Annotated in this window: 18 protein-coding genes and 2 pseudogenes; 10 read left to right on the top strand and 10 right to left on the bottom strand. The window is 61.2% G+C overall.

Features of this window, described 5'->3' with window-relative positions; genetic code table 11:
- The first annotated feature begins 42 nt into the window (after positions 1–42).
- On the top strand, positions 43–822 hold the full coding sequence (locus tag TK42_RS00265; protein ID WP_032877646.1) for an IclR family transcriptional regulator: 780 nt from the start codon (positions 43–45) through the stop codon (positions 820–822).
- A gap of 1 nt (position 823) precedes the next feature.
- Here TK42_RS00265 and dacB read toward each other — a convergent pair whose 3' ends face one another.
- From dacB to TK42_RS00235, 6 genes are all read right to left on the bottom strand, one after another.
- On the bottom strand, positions 824–2,281 hold the full coding sequence (gene dacB, locus TK42_RS00260) for a D-alanyl-D-alanine carboxypeptidase/D-alanyl-D-alanine-endopeptidase (protein ID WP_103733367.1): 1,458 nt from the start codon (positions 2,279–2,281) through the stop codon (positions 824–826).
- Between the two features lie 168 nt (positions 2,282–2,449).
- Positions 2,450–4,864, bottom strand: coding sequence for a TonB-dependent receptor (locus tag TK42_RS00255; protein ID WP_103733366.1), 2,415 nt, complete (start codon positions 4,862–4,864; stop codon positions 2,450–2,452).
- A 109-nt stretch (positions 4,865–4,973) separates the two neighbouring features.
- The gene (locus TK42_RS00250) at positions 4,974–5,246 is read right to left on the bottom strand and encodes a GIY-YIG nuclease family protein (protein ID WP_032877650.1); all 273 of its coding nucleotides are present in this window, start codon (positions 5,244–5,246) and stop codon (positions 4,974–4,976) included.
- 37 nt (positions 5,247–5,283) lie between these two features.
- Positions 5,284–5,754 carry a nuclear transport factor 2 family protein gene (locus TK42_RS00245; protein ID WP_032877651.1) on the bottom strand — a complete coding sequence of 157 codons (471 nt, stop codon included), beginning with the start codon at positions 5,752–5,754 and terminating at the stop codon, positions 5,284–5,286.
- Between the two features lie 91 nt (positions 5,755–5,845).
- Positions 5,846–6,481, bottom strand: coding sequence for a response regulator transcription factor (locus TK42_RS00240; RefSeq protein ID WP_032877653.1), 636 nt, complete (start codon positions 6,479–6,481; stop codon positions 5,846–5,848).
- 200 nt (positions 6,482–6,681) lie between these two features.
- Positions 6,682–7,500 carry a response regulator gene (locus TK42_RS00235; protein WP_103733365.1) on the bottom strand — a complete coding sequence of 273 codons (819 nt, stop codon included), beginning with the start codon at positions 7,498–7,500 and terminating at the stop codon, positions 6,682–6,684.
- Positions 7,501–7,881: 381 nt separating this feature from the next.
- Here TK42_RS00235 and TK42_RS00230 point away from each other — a divergent pair, with 381 nt between their 5' ends.
- The 9 genes and pseudogenes from TK42_RS00230 (at position 7,882) to TK42_RS00190 (ending at position 16,230) form a co-directional block, all read left to right on the top strand.
- Positions 7,882–8,505, top strand: coding sequence for a DUF1120 domain-containing protein (locus tag TK42_RS00230; protein ID WP_103733364.1), 624 nt, complete (start codon positions 7,882–7,884; stop codon positions 8,503–8,505).
- Between the two features lie 15 nt (positions 8,506–8,520).
- Complete coding sequence (locus TK42_RS00225; RefSeq protein WP_103733363.1) at positions 8,521–9,138, top strand: DUF1120 domain-containing protein; 618 nt, start codon at positions 8,521–8,523, stop codon at positions 9,136–9,138.
- Positions 9,139–9,171: 33 nt separating this feature from the next.
- Positions 9,172–9,792, top strand: coding sequence for a DUF1120 domain-containing protein (locus tag TK42_RS00220; protein WP_032877657.1), 621 nt, complete (start codon positions 9,172–9,174; stop codon positions 9,790–9,792).
- 15 nt (positions 9,793–9,807) lie between these two features.
- Positions 9,808–10,428: a DUF1120 domain-containing protein gene (locus TK42_RS00215; RefSeq protein ID WP_103733362.1), complete on the top strand. Its 621-nt coding sequence runs from the start codon at positions 9,808–9,810 to the stop codon at positions 10,426–10,428.
- 3 nt (positions 10,429–10,431) lie between these two features.
- Positions 10,432–11,116: pseudogene (locus TK42_RS00210) on the top strand (DUF1120 domain-containing protein).
- A gap of 32 nt (positions 11,117–11,148) precedes the next feature.
- Positions 11,149–11,853 carry a fimbria/pilus chaperone family protein gene (locus tag TK42_RS00205; RefSeq protein WP_032877660.1) on the top strand — a complete coding sequence of 235 codons (705 nt, stop codon included), beginning with the start codon at positions 11,149–11,151 and terminating at the stop codon, positions 11,851–11,853.
- A 132-nt stretch (positions 11,854–11,985) separates the two neighbouring features.
- Positions 11,986–14,409: a fimbria/pilus outer membrane usher protein gene (locus TK42_RS00200; RefSeq protein WP_103733361.1), complete on the top strand. Its 2,424-nt coding sequence runs from the start codon at positions 11,986–11,988 to the stop codon at positions 14,407–14,409.
- A gap of 11 nt (positions 14,410–14,420) precedes the next feature.
- The gene (locus tag TK42_RS00195; protein ID WP_177327400.1) at positions 14,421–15,560 is read left to right on the top strand and encodes a DUF1120 domain-containing protein; all 1,140 of its coding nucleotides are present in this window, start codon (positions 14,421–14,423) and stop codon (positions 15,558–15,560) included.
- A 25-nt stretch (positions 15,561–15,585) separates the two neighbouring features.
- Positions 15,586–16,230 carry a DUF1120 domain-containing protein gene (locus TK42_RS00190; RefSeq protein ID WP_103733360.1) on the top strand — a complete coding sequence of 215 codons (645 nt, stop codon included), beginning with the start codon at positions 15,586–15,588 and terminating at the stop codon, positions 16,228–16,230.
- Here the strand turns inward: TK42_RS00190 and TK42_RS00185 are convergent.
- From TK42_RS00185 to TK42_RS00170, 4 genes and pseudogenes are all read right to left on the bottom strand, one after another.
- Complete coding sequence (locus tag TK42_RS00185) at positions 16,227–17,492, bottom strand: CynX/NimT family MFS transporter (protein WP_103733359.1); 1,266 nt, start codon at positions 17,490–17,492, stop codon at positions 16,227–16,229. The genes TK42_RS00190 and TK42_RS00185 overlap by 4 nt on opposite strands.
- A pseudogene (locus TK42_RS00180) lies at positions 17,482–17,637 on the bottom strand (GntR family transcriptional regulator); the annotation flags it as partial. The pseudogene TK42_RS00180 and the gene TK42_RS00185, both read right to left, overlap by 11 nt.
- Before the next feature lie 185 nt (positions 17,638–17,822).
- The gene (locus TK42_RS00175) at positions 17,823–18,587 is read right to left on the bottom strand and encodes an amino acid ABC transporter ATP-binding protein (RefSeq protein WP_005785051.1); all 765 of its coding nucleotides are present in this window, start codon (positions 18,585–18,587) and stop codon (positions 17,823–17,825) included.
- 11 nt (positions 18,588–18,598) lie between these two features.
- Positions 18,599–19,696 carry an amino acid ABC transporter permease gene (locus tag TK42_RS00170; RefSeq protein ID WP_032877666.1) on the bottom strand — a complete coding sequence of 366 codons (1,098 nt, stop codon included), beginning with the start codon at positions 19,694–19,696 and terminating at the stop codon, positions 18,599–18,601.
- Positions 19,697–19,702: the final 6 nt, after the last annotated feature.

The following is a 19,702-nucleotide window of genomic DNA, read 5'->3' as shown; positions in this document are numbered from 1 at the left end:
GCTATAAAGACGCCCATTCATCTTTCGGATTCTCGCCCTTCCATGGAAAAGCCCCGCGACACCGGTAAACAGAAAGTCCGTTCGGCGGAAGTCGGCACCGATATTCTCAAGGCTCTGGCCGAATTGTCCCCGGCCACCTCGCTGTCACGTCTGGCCGAACATGTGCAGATGCCGGCGAGCAAGGTCCACCGCTATTTGCAGGCGCTGATTGCCTCCGGATTTGCCGAGCAGAACACCGCCACCAACCATTACGGCCTGGGCCGGGAGGCGTTGCGCGTGGGGCTGGCGGCGCTGGGCAGCATGGATGTGTTGAAAGTCGGCGCCATGCCCCTGGCCGAGCTGCGCGATGAATTGAATGAAACCTGCTTTCTGGCGGTGTGGGGCAACCAGGGCGCGACCGTGGTGCAGATCGAGCCGGCAGTGCGCGCCGTTACCGTTGTGACGCAGTTGGGCTCAGTGCTGCCGCTGCTCAGTTCGTCCACCGGGCTGGTGTTCAGCGCTTACCTGCCGTCACGGGAAACGGTGGAACTGCGCGAACGCGAGGTTCAAGCCGGCACCGCTCATACCTTGGCAGACGATCAGGCCTATGCCAGCGTGTGCGAACAAATCCGCAGCCGTGGCCTGCACTTTGTGCATGGCCTGCTGATGCCCGGCGTGGATGCGTTGTCGGCACCGGTGTTCAATGCGGTCGGGCAAGTGGCGGCAGTGATGACCGTAGTCGGCCCGACCTCACTGTTCCATGCCGATGAAGATGGCCCGGCGGCGCAGCACCTGCTGGCGGCGACCCGGGCCGTGAGTTGGCGCATGGGCTATCAGCCCTGAATCAATCGTCGTTGCGAGACAGCGCCACTGCCACGCGATCCTCCAACGCCTTGACCTGCGCGCCGGCCACCACGTAGTTGTTGGTCAGCATCGCGAACACCAGCTTGCGCCCGCCGGCGTCGGTGATGTAACCACTCAATGACGACACGCCGCCCATGGAGCCGGTCTTGGCGTGCAGGTTGTTCTGCGCCTGCGTGTCGCGCAGACGGTAGCGCAGGCTGCCGCCGGTCATGCGGTCGGTGTTGCCGGCAATCGGCAGCGCGTTGTACCAGGCGTCGAACCACGGCTGTTTGCTGGCGACCAGTAGCAGGTCGGTGAGGGTTTGCGACGACACCAGATTGCGCCGCGAGAGGCCGGAGCCATCGACCTGACTGAACGTGCTGGTGTCCAGCCCCTGACGCTTGAGAAACCCGGCCACTGCCACGGCGCCCGCCGCTGCCGTGCCGCTATTGGCGGTCTGGCGGCCCATGGCCTTGAGCAAGGCTTCGGACATGTTGTTGTTCGAAAGCTTGAGCAGCGGCACGATCAGCTCCTGCAACGGTGCCGATTGGTGCTCGGCCAGCACCGTCACTGCAGCCGGGCTTGCCCCACCCATCACTCGACGCCCCAATACGGTGATGCCCTGTTGCGCCAAGGCTTGTTCGAATAGATTCGCGACCAGTTGCGTCGGCTCCCAGACGCTGACCAATTGCTGGCTCTGCCGCCCCGGCGCCACTGCACCGCTGAGCTGCAACAGGTTGGTGCCATGGCGACGGTTGATCCCATAGCTGTTGCCTGGCCCACTGATGGCGCGGTTGCTCAGTTGCAGGTAATCGGTGGGCGGAAAAATCTCGACACTTACCGGCGAGCCGGCCCGCAGCGCAGCCTTCGCGGTGACCAGTACGCTGCCTGCATCGAAATCCGAATTAGGCGACACGGTCAGCGCTGAAATCTGCGCGCCGTAGTAGGTGGTTTCGTCATCGTGAGACCAGTCGACACCCAGCCGCTCAGCGTCGAACCAGGTGTCATCGAACACCAGGTCGCCCTGCACCTGGCGCACGCCCTGGCTGGCCAACTGCGCGGCCAGGGCCTGGTAATCGGCAAACTGAACGGTCGGGTCGCCGAGGCCACGCAGGTACAGGTTGCCGGTCAAACGGTCGCCCTGGCGTATGCCATTGCTCAGCAGTTGGGTGGCGAAGCGGTATTGCGGCCCCAGCACGTCCATGGCCGCGGCTGTGGTCAACAGCTTGAGGTTGGACGCGGGCACCAACCGGGTGCGCGGGTTTTGCTGATACAGCGTGGAGCCCGTGCGGGCGTCACGTACCATCAGCGAGACCGTAGCGCCTTGCAGCGCCGGATCGCTCAACAGTTTATCCAGGGTTGCCGGCGTGGAAGTTTGGGAGACGCTGGCGCAGCCGCCCAGTAAAAAACTCAAACCGACCAGCAGGGTGCCGGTGCGTAACCATTTTACAAAGTGCATCGTTGCGTTTTCCATAAGCATGCAATGGCGGCAACGCTAACAGCTCGCTATCAATGTGGCGACCGCTTTCCTGTGGGAGCTGGCTTGCCTGCGATGCAGACAACTCGGTGTATCAGGCAAACCCAGTCGATGCCATCGCAGGCAAGCCAGCTCCCACAGATAAATGAATCAGAAGGTCAAGGTGCTGGATACCGACACCTGCCGCGCATCGCCCATGGACACAAACTGCGTATTCACCGATGAGGTGTAGTAAGTACGATCGAACAGGTTCTTCACATTGAGCTGGAACTTGACCTTCTGCCCTTCAAGCCGGGTGTCATAGCTGGCGAACACATCGGCCACGGTGTAGCTGGGCAGTTCGAAACTGTTGGCCGCGTCCCCTGCCCGCTCGCCGACATAACGCGCCCCGGCGCCGACACGCAGTTGATCGCCGCCCAGGACACTGCCGAAGTCATACACCGCCGACAACGAGCCGGTGCTTTTTGCCACATTCTGCAGGCGATTGCCTTTGAGCTTAGGGTCTTCGGTAACCTCGGCATCGGTGTAAGCATAGCTGCCAATCAGGCTCCATTTATCCGTCAGCTGGCCGCTGGCATCCAGCTCCAGACCGCGAGAGCGCACCTTGCCGGCCACGCTGTACTCCGAGGTCAGGCCCTCGCCTACCTGCACCAACACGTTGCGTTTATCGATCGTGAACAGCGCGGCACTGGCGGTGATGCGCCCCGGCAGGTCGAACTTGGTACCCAGCTCCCAGGCTTTGGATTCTTCCGGCTGCAAACTGCCATTCAACACGGTTTTATTGGCCAGCGGCGCGATGGTGGAGTTGGGTTTGAACGACTCGGTATAACTGCCGTAGAACGACAATTGATCAGTGTAGCGATACACCAGCCCGGCCCGTGGTACCCACTTCTGGCCATTGCCGTCGGTGTTGGCGGTGAACGGCACGCCTTTGCCGGCGTATTGATCGTACATCTGGTAGCGCGCACCGCCGACCAGGATCCATTGATCGTTGAGGTGGATGGCATCCTGGAAGAACAGCGAATCGCTGCGCAGCAGATCGGTCTGGTTGCTGTCCGGCGCGCTGACTTTGGAACCGGCGACTTCATTGCCGTATACCGGGTTGTTGTAATCGAAGGTGCCCCGCGGCGCCTGGCGGATCAGGTCGGCACGGTAGATCTTGCGGTACTCATCGTCCAGGCCGAACACCAGATCGTGCTGCATACCTGCAACATCGACCCTGCCTTCGAGGCTGGCGGTGGCGAAGCGGTCGGTGGTCAACGCGCCCTGGGTACCGTCCATGTTACGGGTCAGGGTGCCGTTGGTGTTGACCTTGACCACGCGCACCTGGCTGGCGTCATAGGTTTCGCGATTCCAGCTGTAGCCGAAGTGAGCTTTCCAGTCGTCGTTCAGATCATGATCGACGGTCAGGCGGTACAGATCGGAGCGACCTTCCATGTTGTTGAACGGTTCATCCAGACGCCGGGTGGCGGGGATGTTCAGCGGGTGGTTGGTCTTGGGATCGATGGCGGTGCCACGGTCGAACGGCGCGAGAAATTCGCGGTGTTCATAGGCCAGCACCACTTGGGTGGTATCGCCGTACCAGGCCAGGGACGGCGCCACCAGGGTCTCGCGATGGGTGCCGTAGTTACGCCAGTAATCTTCGTCTTCATGATCGACAATCAGGCGATAAGCCAGGCCGCTGTCGCCGAGGGGGCCGGTGGTGTCGAGGTTGCCGCCGCTGCCGTTCTTGCCGCTGCCGAAGGTCGAGCCGCGCGCGGTCAGGGAGGTGGACTGCATCAGCTCAGGCTTTTTGCTGACGATATTGACCACGCCGCCCGGGTCCTGGATGCCATACAACAGCGAGGATGGGCCCTTGAGCACTTCAATACGCTCGGCGGTAGCGTTCATGGCACGGCCCTGCACCACCGGCATACCGTCCTTCATGATCGAGCCGTTACGGTTGTCGCCAAAACCACGCAACATCACCGCGTCCTGAGTACTGCCGAGGGTGTTGGACTGGGTGATGCCGCTGATATTGCCCAGGGCGTCATCCAGGTTGCGCGGTTGCTGGTCGCGCAGCACCTGGGCCGGCACCACGTTGACGGTTTGCGGGGTTTCCAGCAGCAATCCATGGGAGCGCATCACCGAACTGGTGGGCGGCGGCTGATAGCTGGTGCTGTCCTGCGTCGGGTTGGCCGCGCTGATGGTGGTGGCGCCAAGGTTGACCGCGCCGTCGCTGGGCAGCGGCTCCAGGGCCAGGGTGCGGGCGTCGATCTGGCGGAAGGTGAAACCTGTATTGCTCAGCAGACGTTGCAGGGCCTGGGTCGCGCTCATCTGCCCACTGAGCGCCGGGGCATTGAGGCCATAAGGCGCTTCATCAGTGTAGATCACACTGATGCCTGTGACCCGGCTGAACTCGCTCAGGGCCTGTGGCAGTGGTTTGGCTGCCAGGGCAAAATTGAACTGGGCGCTTTGCTGCTCCTGCGCACGCGCAACGCTCAAAGGCAGCAACGCCAGCCCTGACACCGCCAAGACCGAGGCTCCCAGCCACTGTTTTACCCAACCACCCGCCGTTGACTTCATGCTGTGAGAACCCGTGTAGAAAACGCTGTTAATGCGAATAGATCGCAGTTTCATGCACTACACGGATGGGCCGGGGATTTACCTCACATGAATCAGTAAATAATTTCGATCATTGCTTGCCACTCGTCGCGAGACACTCCTTGGCACTCTTCTTCAGCTTCTTGATCAGCCGCTCCTGGCGCAACGCCTCACCCTTGCTCGCGCATTGTTCGGTGTACACCAACGCCACCGCCGGGCTGGACAAGAAAAACCGCGCGCCCTTGCCGCTTTGGTGGCAGGCAAAGCGGCGCACCGGGTCATTGCTGATGCCGCAATACAACGAGCCATTGGCGGCACGCACCAGGTAGACGAACCAGGGTTTGGGTTCTACAGGATCAGTCACAGGGCAATTTCGGCAAACCAGAGGAGCGCCAATCTTATCAACGACCGGCCTGGAATGCCTTCAAGCCTTTAAGCGCCTGGGCCCGCACCGCATTTTTCAGCGCCGGCGACCAGCCCAACAGCAGCCCTTTCAAGCCCAGCGCCTGGCGCGACCATCGCCACAGGTCGAAGTGATCGTGGTGCTCGCAGATCTTGCCGTCGCGAAACACAAAGCGCGCACCGATGTCGTTAACCACCGTATTGCCCGTGGCACTGAACAGGTACGTCGCCACCCAGTGCGCGCTGCCTGTGCTGTCATCACTGCGCACGTGGTCGAAGGTCAGGGAGAAATCCTTTGCCCGCGTGGTGAGCATTCGCCACATATCCCCCGCGTCGCGCCCGCGCAACTCGCCGAAGGCCGGGTCGCTGAACACCACGTCTTCGGTGTAGCAGGCGGCCATGGCTTCGGCATCCAGGCGCTGGAAGGCACTGTAGAACGCGGTGATCAGGGCGTTATGGGCATCACTCATGGGCAGGCTCCGCAGGTGTCGAAAGAATAAGCGCACGATAGGCTGCCCAGACCGCGCTGGCTACTGACATTCGCCAGGCAAATGCATGATCCTACGGCACCATCCCTGTGCTGCGAGCGTAGGCGAACAGGTCTACATCGGTGGAGATACTCAGCCGCTGCATAGCCGTGCTTTTCTGCTTACTGATGGTAGAGATACTGCGGTTGACCTGTGCCGCAATCTGGCTGACGGTCATGCCGCTGGCCAACATGCGCACCACCTCGCGCTCCTTGCAGGACAATTGCGGCACCTGGGACTGATCGCCCGTACCCGCCTCTACCATTTGCATCCGCAGGGATTCACTGGCGAACGTCTGGCCGGCACACACAGCCTTGATCGCCTGGGGCAGCTCCTTGGCCGAAGCACTTTTGGCCACCACGGCCTTGGCACCATGGGCGAAGGAAGCACGCAGGGTGGCGACGCTGGCGAACATGGTCACCAGAATCACCGGCAACTGCGGATATTGGCGGTGCAACAGGCTCAACAGCCCGTAGCCGTCGGCCTGCTGGCCGCCTGGCATGGCAAAGTCTGTGACGAGCACGTCACACGGGGTTGTCCTCAACAGTTCGAGCAACTGATCGGGGCCGTCGGCTTCCGCGACCACTTTGCACCGGCCATGCGCCTCAATCACGACTTTCTGCCCGATACGCACAATAGGGTGATCGTCAGCAATAATTACTCGAAGCATAGATTCCCACGAATGATGGCAAACTGAATCCGCGCAAAATACCCCCGCTGGCGCTCATCAACAACCGCTAACAAAGTGCTGCTGGCAGCCACGCTCAATGTTCAGTAGCTCACACTTTTTTGCCTACAAAACAATAAGAAAATACCTACAGCAAAGACAAGATCAACGGATTGCAAAACGCTCTGCGCCAACACTACCTCTCAGACTTCAGAGAGGTACTCGAGATAGACGAACAAGCGCGCCAGGAACAACTCCAATTGCACCTTGTGCGCAGCAACACCCTGGGACTGGACCTGTTCGATCAGCTTCACGGCGCTGGCTTCAAGGCCAGTACCGCCCAAAAACACCAGGCTGCCCACCAATCGATGGAGGCGCTCAGCCGTCAGTGACGAGTTCAACGTCAAGCAGGCATGGCGCAACACGCGGTGGTCTTCCCAAGCCTCGAACAACAGGGTTTCCAACAATTGATCGACGATACGCTCGCTGCCAAACATGGCGACCAACGTGGCACGGGTTGGCCAGCCGGCGAGCGGCGCAACAGCCTTCTGGACGACATACGCGTCATCCACGCCCGGCAGCCAGCGTGCCAAAACGGCGTGCAGCTGTTCAAGGGTCAATGGCTTGAGCAGCCAGGCATCCATACCGGCGTCGCGGCAACGCTGGGGGCTGTCGTTTTGCAGGTTGGCGGTCAAGGCAATGATCGGCACTCGCCTCTGCCCGTTGTCGCACTCATGCTGGCGAATAGCGCGAGCCATGCTGTAGCCGTCCATGAACGGCATCTGGCAATCACTGATCACCAAGTCGAAGGGCCGGCTGGCAAAGGCCGCCAGCCCGACGTACCCATCGTCGGCCAATTCGTATCCCAACCCCAGTTTCTGCAGCAAACAACCCAGCAACAGGCGGTAGGCTGAATGGTCTTCCACCACCAGCACGCTCAACTGCTGCCAATGAAGCGGGGGGGCACCTTGCGGCTTCAATTTGCGGTTCGCTCCTGCTGTTGAACCTACCAGCGAACCCATCAGTACCTCTATCGTGACTATTGATCCGGCAGTAATCTCCGGCACTGGTGCAATAGCCCTCGAGACCTCTCATGTAGCAAATACCCGTTCAGGGGATACCTATAATCTTTTGAGCCTGACCGAGTCGATACAACAACTACGAAAAGCACCACCGCCCCCCTCTCCCGGCACGTCCTTCGTCCCCCCGCCAATGTCGTATTAGTTGTATTTCCCCCGCGCGCCCCCCTCGCTAGATTGTGCCCACCCCAAAGAGGGACGACTTGCCACTCCCCGGCAAGCGCAAAAAAATCGAGATCGCCTCCAGGCAACCACCCGCCCACACACGACCGGGCGTTGCCCTGGCGCGCCTCAATCTGCCAGCTTGTAATGGAACAATTTGAAATGAAGACCTCTGTATCCCTACTGAGCAGTGCCCTGCTGCTCGCTATAACGTCATCCGCTTTCGCCGCCAGCAGCGTCGACCTGACTGTCAAAGGGTTGATCACGCCCAGCGCCTGCACACCCAACCTGCCGGGTGACGTCGATCTTGGAAAAATCGCCGCAAAAGATCTGAATCAAGACAGCTATACGCCGCTTGAGAAAAAGACCCTGCAACTGAGCGTCAATTGCGACGCGGCGACGCTGTTTGCAATCCATCCCGTCGACAATCGAGCCGGTTCCGCCGCGTCCGGCGTCGCCTTTGGCCTGGGCTTGATCAACGAAACCCAGAAGCTCGGCCTGTATCAGTTGACGTTCAGCAACCCCGTCACTGAAACACCATCCACCCTGATTGCAATGTACAACTCCGAGGGCCGATGGACAGACCTCCTTACGGATGAGGTCATTGCCCCCAACGATCTGGTGGCGCTGGGCAGCCGCGGTGAGAACGGTTGGGCCCCCCACCCGATCAAAGACGCGCTCATGGACATGACGCTGCACACCTTGATTGCACCTGCAAGAAACCTGACCTTGACTAGCGAAGTGGCAATCGACGGCTCCGCGACCTTTGAAGTGAAGTACCTGTAAATGGACGTTTCCCAGATGAAGCCCCGCCTGCCCCTGTTGAGCGGCGCGCTGTTGCTCACCATGACGTCATCCGCTTTCGCTGCCAGCTCCGTGGACCTGACCGTCAAGGGCTTGATCACACCGAGTGCCTGCACCCCGAACCTGCCAGGGGCTGTGGACTATGGAAAAGTCGCAGCAAAAGATCTGAACCTCGACAGCCATACCTGGCTTGAGGACCAGACATTACAACTGAGCGTGAATTGCGAGGCGGCGACGCTGTTTGCCATCAAGCCCATCGACAACCGAGCCGGCTCCTCAACGTTTGGCGCCTACGGCCTGGGTGTAGCCAACGGCACAGAAAAGCTCGGCGGGTACCAACTGATGTTCAGTAACCCCGTCGCCGAAACACCTTCGACCTTGCTCTACCAGTACGAACAGCGCCCCTGGGCGCCGCTCTATCCGGAGGACCCGCTGCAAGACGATATGTTGGTGGCCCTGGGCAGCCGTGCCGATTCCGGCTGGGCCCCGCACCCCGTGCAGAACGCGCTCATGGACATCACCGTGCACACCGCCATTGCACCCGCCAACGGCTTGAGCCTGGCCAACGAAGTGGCGCTGGACGGCTCCGCAACTTTTGAAGTTCTGTACCTGTAACCCATCAGCTTCGTACTAAGGAAGGTTCAAACGATGACTTACTTAAGAGCCACGCCCCTGGCCGTCCTATTGTTGACCATCTCACCTCTCACACTGGCCGCCAGCAGCCTGGACCTCACCGTCAAAGGCATCATCACGCCAAGTGCCTGCGCGCCAGAGGTCTCCGGCGGTGGCAATGTCGACTTCGGCAAGGTGTCGGTCAAGGATCTCAATAGCGATACCTACACCGACCTGCCCCGAGAAACCATGCTCTTGAGCGTGCATTGCGAAGGGCCGACGTTTTTTACCCTGAACACCATCGACAACCGTGCCGGCACCACCGCCAGCCACTTCAGCTGGCACGGCCTGGGCATGACCCCCAACGACGAAAAAGTCGGTGATGCCGGGCTTGGCCTCTACCAGCCGGTGGCCGACGACGTGCCGGTACGCACCATCGTCTCAAGGGATGGCGGCGCAACCTGGATGCCCTCCGTGATGCTCAGCCACACCGTGCTGACAGCGGTCGCCAACAACGACGGCGTGGTACCGATTGCGATCCAGAAGCTGGAGGCCGAGATCCGCCTGATCACTCACATCGCGCCCGCCAGCAACCTGACACTGACCGACGATGTGCCTATCGACGGTCACGCCACCGTGCAAGTCAATTACCTCTAAGGATAAGGAGACCCGATGAATATTCGATTGACCACGCTGGCCGCCAGCGTACTTCTGCTCTGCTCAACCACTGCCTTCGCTGCCTCCAGCGTCGACCTGACCGTCAAGGGGCTGATCGTGCCCAGCGCCTGTATACCCACCCTTTCCAGTGGTGGTGTGATCGACCATGGCAAGATTTCCGCAAAAGACCTGAACCCGGATCGCAACACGGTAATCGGCAAACACACCCTGAGCTTGACAGTCAATTGCGACGCTGCGATTCAGTTTGCCTTGCACTCGATTGATAACCGTGCGGCCTCCGGTTCCTATGCGAGCTACGGCTTGGGCTTTATCAACGACACCCAGCGGCTTGGCGGATACAACTTGACGTTGGCCAACACCGTCGCCGAAGAAGGCGTAGTGGTACAGCCCATTGCCTCGCCTGACCAAGGTAATACCTGGTACGGCGAGAAATTTTGGGACCCCAACCTGTACATGTCGGTAGCGTCGATGGACGACGACACCCAGCCACTGCCAGTCAAAGACTTACGCGCCGACCTGGAGGTGCAGACCTTTATCTTTCGCGCCGACGGCCTGGACCTGAGCAATGAGGTCAACATCGACGGTTCCGCCACCCTCGAAGTGAAGTACCTGTAATCCATGGCCGCCCATCCCTTGAACACCGCCGGGCATGGGCTGCGCCTACCTGTGCCGATACTGCACACAGTGACCCGTTGCGTGGCGGTGCTGCTCTGCCTGGCCACCTTAGTCGATACCCACGCAGCCTCGACCGTCGACCTCACGGTAACCGGCCGGGTGACACCGGATGCCTGCCACATCGAGCTGATGAATGACGGCATCATCGATGCATGACAAGATCCCCGCACATAGCCTCAACGTAGACGAGTTCACCGTGCTGCCCAGCCAGCTACTCGAACTGCATGTGCTCTGCGCCAGGCCCATGCTGTTTGCCTTGGTAGGCATCGACAATCGCGCCGATTCCTCGCTGGCCCCCGGCTTTTTCTACGGACTGGGCAGAAACATACACGCCCCCGAGGAGCGTCTCGGCTCCGTAGCGTTGTCCTATCGCAACGTAGTGGGCGATGCGCAGCCCATGCAGGTATTGGCCTCCACCAACAACGGGGAAACCTGGTCACCGGACCCCAACGCCTATCCAAGATCCTATATGGCCTTTGCACCGCTGGGCGACCGTCAACCGGACTTCATCAGCCAACTGACCGCGGAGCTTCAGGTGGTCACCGCCATCAATTTTTCGCAGTACCTGACGCTGGACCAGGAAGTCCCTCTCGACGGCTCCATCGTCCTGGATTTGCGCTACCTCTGACCGATGCCTTTGGGCCTAATGGAAAACCCGTCATGACGACGACATTCTCAAACACCGCTGTCGGCCTTATCGCCCTGCTGCTGATACTCGGCAATCAAGTCAAAGCCGACGGGATGGTACCGGACACCTCTGTGGTGATCGTGTTCGAAGCCGAAGGCGAAGCGGCAGTGTCGGTGACCAACACCGACAGCCAACTCGCGCTGCTGCATGTGACCTTGCAGGATATTCCGGAAGACACCGAGCCGCTGCTGGTGGTGACACCGCCGCTGTCACGGGTCGAGGCGTCTAAATCCCAGTTGGTGCGCTTCATCCTGCAAAACCGAAAGCCGTTGCTCACCCAACGGCTTAAACGCGCCGTGTTCGAAGGCATGCCCCAAGGCCGTGCCGCGACCGCCGCCGGGCATGCCCGCGTGGGCGTGACCGTGCGCCAGAACTTGCCGGTGATCGTGCATCCCAGAGGCCTTGCCCCCAACCGCACGCCTTGGACCGACCTGACCTGGACCTTGCGCGACGGCCAGTTGCAAGTGCGTAACGACACGCCCTATGTAGTGCGCCTGGCGCAGGAACTGCTGCTGTTGCCCGGCAACGGCAGGGCGATGCTGCCGCGCACTTACGTGCTGCCCGGCGAAGCCTTGAGCGTGCCGGCCAGCGGCGGGCAGGCCAACACGGTCAGGTTGCAGCCGGCCACTGTGTACGGCTTTGCGGTGAAAGCCTACGACGCACCGATCACCCTCTGACTGAAAACCGCAGGCGTCGCCCCCCTGACCGCCGCCTGAATAACGAAGTGACGGCTCATTGACCGTCACCAGAACGCCTGGGCACACCGGGCCCGCGCGTTCACTACTCGAGTACCTTGCGTGAAAACAGTATTGAGTTACCGTGACGGCGAAGCCGTGCCCGACATCCCTGCCAGCTCGACCTTGCCGCTGGTGTTGCTGCTGTGCGCGCTGATGCCCGCCAAGGCATGGGCCGAAAACTCCAGCGCCTCCAGCTTCGACGCCCAGACCTTGCATCAACGCGGCATTGATCCACAGCTGGCCAGCCTGCTGCTGGCAGCACCGCGCTTCGCCACCGGGCAACACACGGTCAATCTGCGGGTCAATGGTCAGCGACGCGGCCGGCTGGATGTGACCTTCGATCAGCAAGGCAACCCGTGCTTCGACCGCGCATTGCTGGACGCCGCCAACCTGGTGATCCCGAATGAAACGGCAGGTTGTCACGATTTTCTTGCGCAATATCCGCAAACCCTGGTTGAACCGGACCCGGCGACGCTGACGGTGTCACTGGTGGTACCCACCGAGGCGCTGCGACCCATACAACAGGATATCTCGGGGTACGAAACCGGCGGGTTTGCCGGGCTGCTCAACTACGACCTCAGTGGTTTCTACAACCGCTTCGGCGATGACGCCAGCCGCTTTGGCTCGGCCAACACCGAGGTGGGGTTCAATGCCGGCGATTGGATCGTGCGCAGCCGCCAAGTACAGACCTGGCAGGATGGCCTGTCACGCAGCACCCACTTGCAAGCCTATGCCCAGCGCACCTTCGCCAGCCACCAGGCGGTGCTGCAGGCTGGGCAAATCAACCTGTATAACCCGGTACTGTCCGGCGCGCAGATTACTGGGGTGCAGGTGCTTACCGAGCAAGCCCTTCAAGAACAGGGCCAGGGTGCGCTGATCCAGGGCATTGCCAACAGCCCTGCCCAGGTGGAGGTACGACAGAACGGTGCGTTGATTCACTCCACCGTCGTGCCCGCAGGCCCCTTTACCCTGCCCGATGTACGTCGCTTGAATACGCGCTCGGACGTCGAGGTCACGGTCAAGGAAAGCGCCGGGGGTGAGCGGCGCTTCACCGTACCGGCGGCCATGCTCGGCCTTGGGTTGCCAGCACCGGGTTACTCCGTGGCCGCGGGCCGGGTGCGGAATGTGGGCGACGCCAAAGGCGAGGATCCGTGGGTGGTCAGTGGCGGCTGGACCGGTGCGCTGCACCCGCAGTTGACCTTGGGCACTGGTGTACTGGCAGCCAGCGAATACCGCTCGGTGGGCGCCAGCCTGGGCTGGTTGCCGTGGGTGGACAGCCAGATCCAACTGTCCACACAGCTGTCCAACACCCAGGCGTGGGAAAAGGTTTCGGGCGTACAGACCGACCTTTCCTGGTCCCAGCGCCTGGGCGAGCAGTGGTCGATCAGCGCCGCCAATTCCTGGCGCAGCATCGGCTATCGCGAACTTGAAGAAAGCACGTATGAGCGTGATGACAGCAACCGCGACGCCCGTTATCGCGACCAACAAAGCCTCAACCTGGGCTGGTCGCATCCGCTGCTGGGTGCGTTCAGCGCCGGGGTTGCGCGCTCGGCCAACTTCGCTGGCGACAGCAGCAGCCGTGCGCTGGCCTCTTGGGGCACGAGCATCGGCGCTGTGTCACTGTCGGCCAGTGCCGAGTGGCAAATGGGCGGTAGCCAGCAACAGGACAACGCGGTGTACCTCAATATCAGCGTGCCGTTGGGCGAAAGTCGCCGGCTACGTAGCTGGGTGCGCAATTCCGGCGGTGAGAACCGCACCGGCCTGGGCCTCACCGAACAGATCGACGACCAACTCAGCTATCGCGTCAGCGCCGAACACGACAGCAGCGACCATCAAGTGGAAACCACGCTGGGCGTCTCGGTACTGCCGCGTTACAGCCAGCTCGATTTCAGCTACAGCCGCGCTGATGCCGAACGCTCCAGTTATCAAGGCGGCGCTCGCGGCGGTGTGGTGATACATGGCGACGGTGTGACTTTTTCACCCTACCCGGTGCGCGACACCTTTGCCCTGGTGTCGGTCGGCGATATGAGTGGCATCAAGCTCAGTACCCCCAGCGGCGCGGTGTGGACCGACTGGCAAGGCCAGGCCGTGGTGCCGCAAGTCGCCGCCTACGGGCGCAGCCCAGTGGAAGTGCAGACACGTTCACTGCCGCGCAATGCCGACATCAACAATGGCCTGGCGATGATCTCGGCCGGACGCGGCGCCGTTGACCGAGTCGAATTTGGCATCAGCTTGACCCGTCGCATATTGCTCACCGTCAGCACCGACCAGGGTACACCTCTGCCTGCCGGAGCCTCAGTCAGCAGCGCCAGCGGCGAGTTCGTCACCTTGGTGCAGGACGCCAGCCAGGTGTTTCTACCCAACGTGCTGGACCAATCGACGCTGTGGATAACCACACCCGATGGCGGTCGATGCGAATTGCGTTACTCCCTGCCGGAAAAAGCCGACCCCACGGTGTACTTCGAAACTGCTCCCGCGCGTTGCCACGCGCCTTGAGGATCCCCGTCATGCCCTTCGCAACATGTATGCGCCAACTGTGCCTGTGGTTATTGATCGGCGGGGCCGGCACCGCCCACGCCTTGGAAGAATGCCAACTGAATGTCAGCGAATCCCTGATCGATTTCGGCTTGATGAGCCGCCTGGCACAAAGCGACAGTGCGCTGGAGCGCTTGCTTGGCGAGCGGCGCCTGAGCGTGACCATCAACTGTCCGCAAGCGCAAGATTTAAGCCTGTTCTATCGCGCACTGGCCGCTAGCCCGCAGCGCCTGCAATTTACCCCGCATGGCAGCTATGCCATCGAAGCCGGCAACGCCGTGCTCGATGGTCGCGCCGTAGAGTTGGGGCTGCTACCTGCTGCGGGCCAGGCGCCCGTGGCCAATGGCGCGGTGCTGGAATGGCGTTCCGGCCATGGCATCGCGCCGGTCGCACACGGTGCGGTGCTCAGGGGCAACACCCTGTCGTTGCAACTGACGCTGCGCGCCTGGGCCGACCCCGCTGCCACTCAAGTGCGCGACAACACCACCTGGGAAGTTTCCGGGATGTTGTACAGCGCACAAAACGGACGCTACCGGGAACTGACCGTGCGCGCGCACTTTGCGCCCATCGCCTGCCTGCCGACATTATCCGATCAGGGCGTAGTGGACTACGGCACCCTGTACGCCAAAGACCTAAACGCCACCACTGAAACACCGCTGCCCATTCGCACACTGCGCCTGAGTGTGACCTGCGATGCGCCGATCCGCTTTGCTCTGCGCATGAAAGACAACCGCGACGGTTCGGCCACGGGCGGTACCGATGAAACCGCTTATGGATTGGACCTGGATGCCAGTCGCAACAAAATCGGGCGATTTTACCTGACTATCGACCCGGCCGAATTCAGCGCCGACACCTTGCCCGCGCTGTACCGCACCGACTCCACCAGCAACGGCGTGGCGTGGAGCAGTTCCACCGCGCGGCAAATCCCCATGGCCGCCAACAGCCTGCTGGGGTTTACCGACACGACGGGCGTCACCACCGGCCCGGTGGCCATCCAGACCCTGACCGGCACGATGCGTCTCAAGTCTTACCTTGCCCCCATGCAAAGCCTGGATCTTCGCGAGGTGGTGCATATCAATGGTTCCGGCACTATCGAAATCGTCTACCCCTGACCCGTCACTGTGAGGAACTCGTCCCGTGAAAACCCGCCTCTTTACCAGTCTGTTGCTGTTGACCAGCACGCCCTCTGTGCTAGCCGCCTCGGCGGTGGACCTGAGTGTCAAAGGCTTGATCACTCCCTCCGCCTGCTTGCCGCAGTTCCCCGGCGGCGCCCTGATTGACTACGGCAAGATTGCCCAACAGGACTTGCACCTGGCGACCGCCACGCGCCTGCCCGTCAAGACCCTGACCGTCGGCATCGCCTGCACGGGCACGGTTCGCTTTGCCCTGCGCATGCGCGACAACCGCGACGGCTCGGCCATGGTCGACAGCGAGATTTACTACGGCCTGGGGTTCGATATCAGCGGCAATCGCCTGGGGGTCTACTCCATGACCTTCGACCCACGACAGACCCAGGCCGGCAACATTGCGCAGATCTACGGCACCGAGTCCACTACCGGGGGCCTGGCGTGGCGCACGTCCAACCTCAACCCCATCGACATCGGCTCCAGGAGCTACCTGGGCTTTACCGATGTGGAGGGCAGTGTCAGCGGGCCCGCGGCCATCGGTTTAATGCTGAGCACCGTCACCGTGCAGACGGTGATCAATGCTCGACAAAACCTGGACCTGAGCGTGGAAACCCCGCTCGATGGTTCGGCCACTCTGGAAGTGGTTTACCTCTAGAGCTTCTCGCTGGTGACCTGTACGTAGCGCGCACGACCGGCGCCCAGACCCGCGACAATCGCGCCCAGGCCGATCACCGCGAAGATCCAGCCGATAGCCGCCCAGCCGCCGGTCCAGTCATGCACCAGGCCAACCGCAAACGGGCCCATTGACGCCAGGGTGTAACCGATACCCTGGGCCATGCTCGACAGGTTGGCGGCGACGTGAGCGTCACGCGAGCGCAGCACGATCAAAGTCAGCGCCAGGCTGAAGGTGCCGCCCTGCCCCAGGCCGAGCAGAATTGCCCAGCCCCATAAACCGTCCAGCGGCGCATACAGGCAACCGAACAGGCCACCGAGGGTCAGCAGCATCACCACTACAATCGCCAGGCGCTGGTCCTTGCCTCGGGTGGCCAACCACGGTGCGGCCAGGGAACTGAGCAGTTGCACGATGATGGAGCCTGAGAGCGCCAACCCGGCTTCGGTAGCACTCAGGCCACGTCCGATCAGGATTGACGGCAACCAGCCAAACACAATGTAGGCCAGGGACGATTGCAGGCCCATGTACAAAGTCACCTGCCAGGCGAGCGGGTCACGCAGCAAGCCTCTGACCCGGTAAGCCACCTGACGGGCACCGTGCTTTTGCCCCACTTGTGGCAACCAGAACAAGGCCGCCAGCAACGCCGGAATAACCCAGAACCCCAGACCGATGGCCCAGCTGTCTGCGAAATATTGGCTCAGGGGCACCGTGGCTCCCGCAGCCAACGCAGCCCCTAGACACAACGCCATGGTGTAGACGCCGGTCATGGCGCCCGCCTGCCTGGCAAAATCGCGCTTGACGATGCCCGGCAGCAACACGCCAATGATGCCAATACTCGCACCGGCAATCAGGCTGCCGGCGAACAGCCCCACTTCACCGAACGAACTGCGCAGGATAATCCCCGCGGCCAGGGTCAGCAGAATGCCCAGCACCACGCGCTCGGCGCCAAAACGTCTGGCCAGGATCGGCGCAGTGGGCGCGAACAGGCCCAGGCACAAGACCGGCAAAGTGGTCAGCAACCCGGCCTTGGCCGCAGATAACCCAAGGCTGCTGGAGACTTCAGCCAGCAGTGGCGACATGCTCGACAGCGCCGGCCGCAGGTTCAACGCCACCAGTACCAGGCCCAGCAGCAGGAGCCACGGGCGAACCACCCGCGGATGGGCCTGCTGAACGGCCTCGTCATCGGCTTCGGCGTCGATCAACAGTTCTTCGAGTTCAGTCGTACGTTTGGCTTCAAGGTTCATTGATCAACTGCCGGCAGAGGGATTTGGCACGTTCGGGGTCTTGATTTTCTACCGCGTCGAGCAAGGCGATATGCAGGTCGAATACAGCCTGGCGATGCGTTGAGATGTTCAGGGCCTGACGTAACTGGGCGCCGACGAGGCTATTCGCAGTTGCCTGCAAAGGCAACGCACCAGAGTGCCTGGGTAGCAAAAGAAGCAGCAGAGTGGCTATGCCAAGGTATTTGCGCGGTCTCACTCATATCGTCAACACGAAGCCAGAGGCGCTCGCGGCTCCCTGGCCGACAAACAATAAACCCGGCACCAGGCCGGGTTTATGTGTTCAACCATCGATCAATGCAGTATCTGGCTCAAGAACAACTTGGTCCGGTCATTCTGCGGGTTGTCGAAGAAGTCATTCGGCGCCGCCTGCTCCACAATCTCGCCCTTGTCCATGAAGATCACGCGGTTGGCCACGGTGCGCGCAAAGCCCATTTCGTGAGTCACGCACAACATGGTCATGCCGTCTTCGGCCAGGCCAATCATGGTGTCCAGAACCTCTTTCACCATTTCCGGGTCGAGTGCCGAGGTCGGCTCGTCGAACAGCATGATTTTCGGTTTCATGCACAAGGCACGGGCGATGGCCACACGCTGTTGCTGGCCGCCGGACAGTTGCCCCGGAAACTTGTGGGCCTGCTCTGGAATGCGTACACGTTCAAGGTAGTGCATGGCAATTTCCTCGGCCTTGCGCTTGGGCATCTTGCGCACCCACATCGGCGCCAGCGTGCAGTTTTGCAGGATGGTCAGGTGTGGGAACAGATTGAAGTGCTGGAACACCATGCCCACTTCACGGCGGATCGCTTCGATCTGCTTGAGGTCGTTGGTCAACTCCACGCCATCGACCACGATGCGGCCTTGCTGGTGCTCTTCCAGGCGGTTGAGGCAGCGAATGGTGGTGGACTTGCCCGAGCCCGACGGCCCGCACAGCACAATACGCTCGCCCTGCTTGACGTTGAGATTGATGTCTTTCAACACGTGGAACTGGCCGTACCACTTGTTGACGCCCTGCATCTGAATAATGCCTTCAGGGCTCACCGGCTGTTTGATTGCTTGGCTCATTAAAACAACTCCTAACGCTTGTGGCCGGTGTCGAGCTTGCGTTCCAGATGCATGGAATAGCGCGACATACCAAAACAGAAAATCCAGAAAACCAGGGCGGCAAACACGTAGCCTTCAGTGGCCATGCCCAGCCATTTGGGGTCGGCGGCGGCTTGCTTGACGCTGTTGAGCAGGTCGAACAGGCCAATGATGATCACAAGGCTGGTGTCCTTGAACAGTGCGATGAACGTATTGACGATGCCCGGTATCACCATCTTCAAGGCTTGCGGCAAGATCACCAGGCCCATGCTGCGCCAGTAACCCAGGCCCATCGCCGCAGCCGCTTCGTATTGCCCCTTGGGGATCGCCTGCAAGCCACCGCGCACCACTTCAGCCACATAGGCCGACTGAAACAGAATCACGCCGATCAGGGCACGCAACAGCTTGTCGAAGTTCATGCCCTCGGGCAGAAACAACGGCAACATTACCGATGACATGAACAGCACCGTGATCAACGGCACGCCGCGCCAGAACTCGATGAAGGTCACGCAAACCACCCGGATCGCCGGCATGTTCGAGCGCCGCCCCAACGCCAGTACAATGCCCAACGGCAAGGCGCCGGCGATACCCACCGTGGCAATCACCAGGGTCAGCATCAAGCCGCCCCATTGGCTGGTCGCCACATTGCTCAGGCCGAACACGCCGCCATGCAGCAAGCAGTAGGCGATAATCGGGTACAGCAGCAAAAAGCCCAGGCCGTAGATCGCCTTGCGTGGAAAACGCGAGATGAACAACGGCGCCACGCCAATGATGGCCAGCCATACCGTCATGTCCACGCGCCAGCGCAGGTCCACGGGGTAATAGCCATACATGAACTGCCCGAAGCGCTGCTGGATGAACACCCAGCAGGCGCCCTCTTTGGTGCAATCGGCGCGCGTGGTGCCGACCCAGTTGGCGTCCAGAATCGCCCAATGCAGGATCGGCGGCACCACCAGGTACACCAGGTAGATCGCCAGCAAAGTCAGCAGCGTGTTAAGCCAGCTTGAGAACAGATTGGCGCGCATCCAGGCCACCGGCCCGAAGACTTTGTCCGGGGGTGGCATATCAGGTTTGAACGTATGCGTAGTCATGGGCGT

Origin of the sequence: Pseudomonas sp. GZJR-8 (assembly GCF_002916705.1) — a bacterium.
In the GTDB taxonomy this organism is placed as follows: Bacteria; Pseudomonadota; Gammaproteobacteria; order Pseudomonadales; family Pseudomonadaceae; genus Aquipseudomonas; species Aquipseudomonas synxantha_A.
The sequence above is the reverse complement of the archived record's forward strand: the minus strand, read 5'-3'. Positions and strand labels throughout refer to the sequence as shown.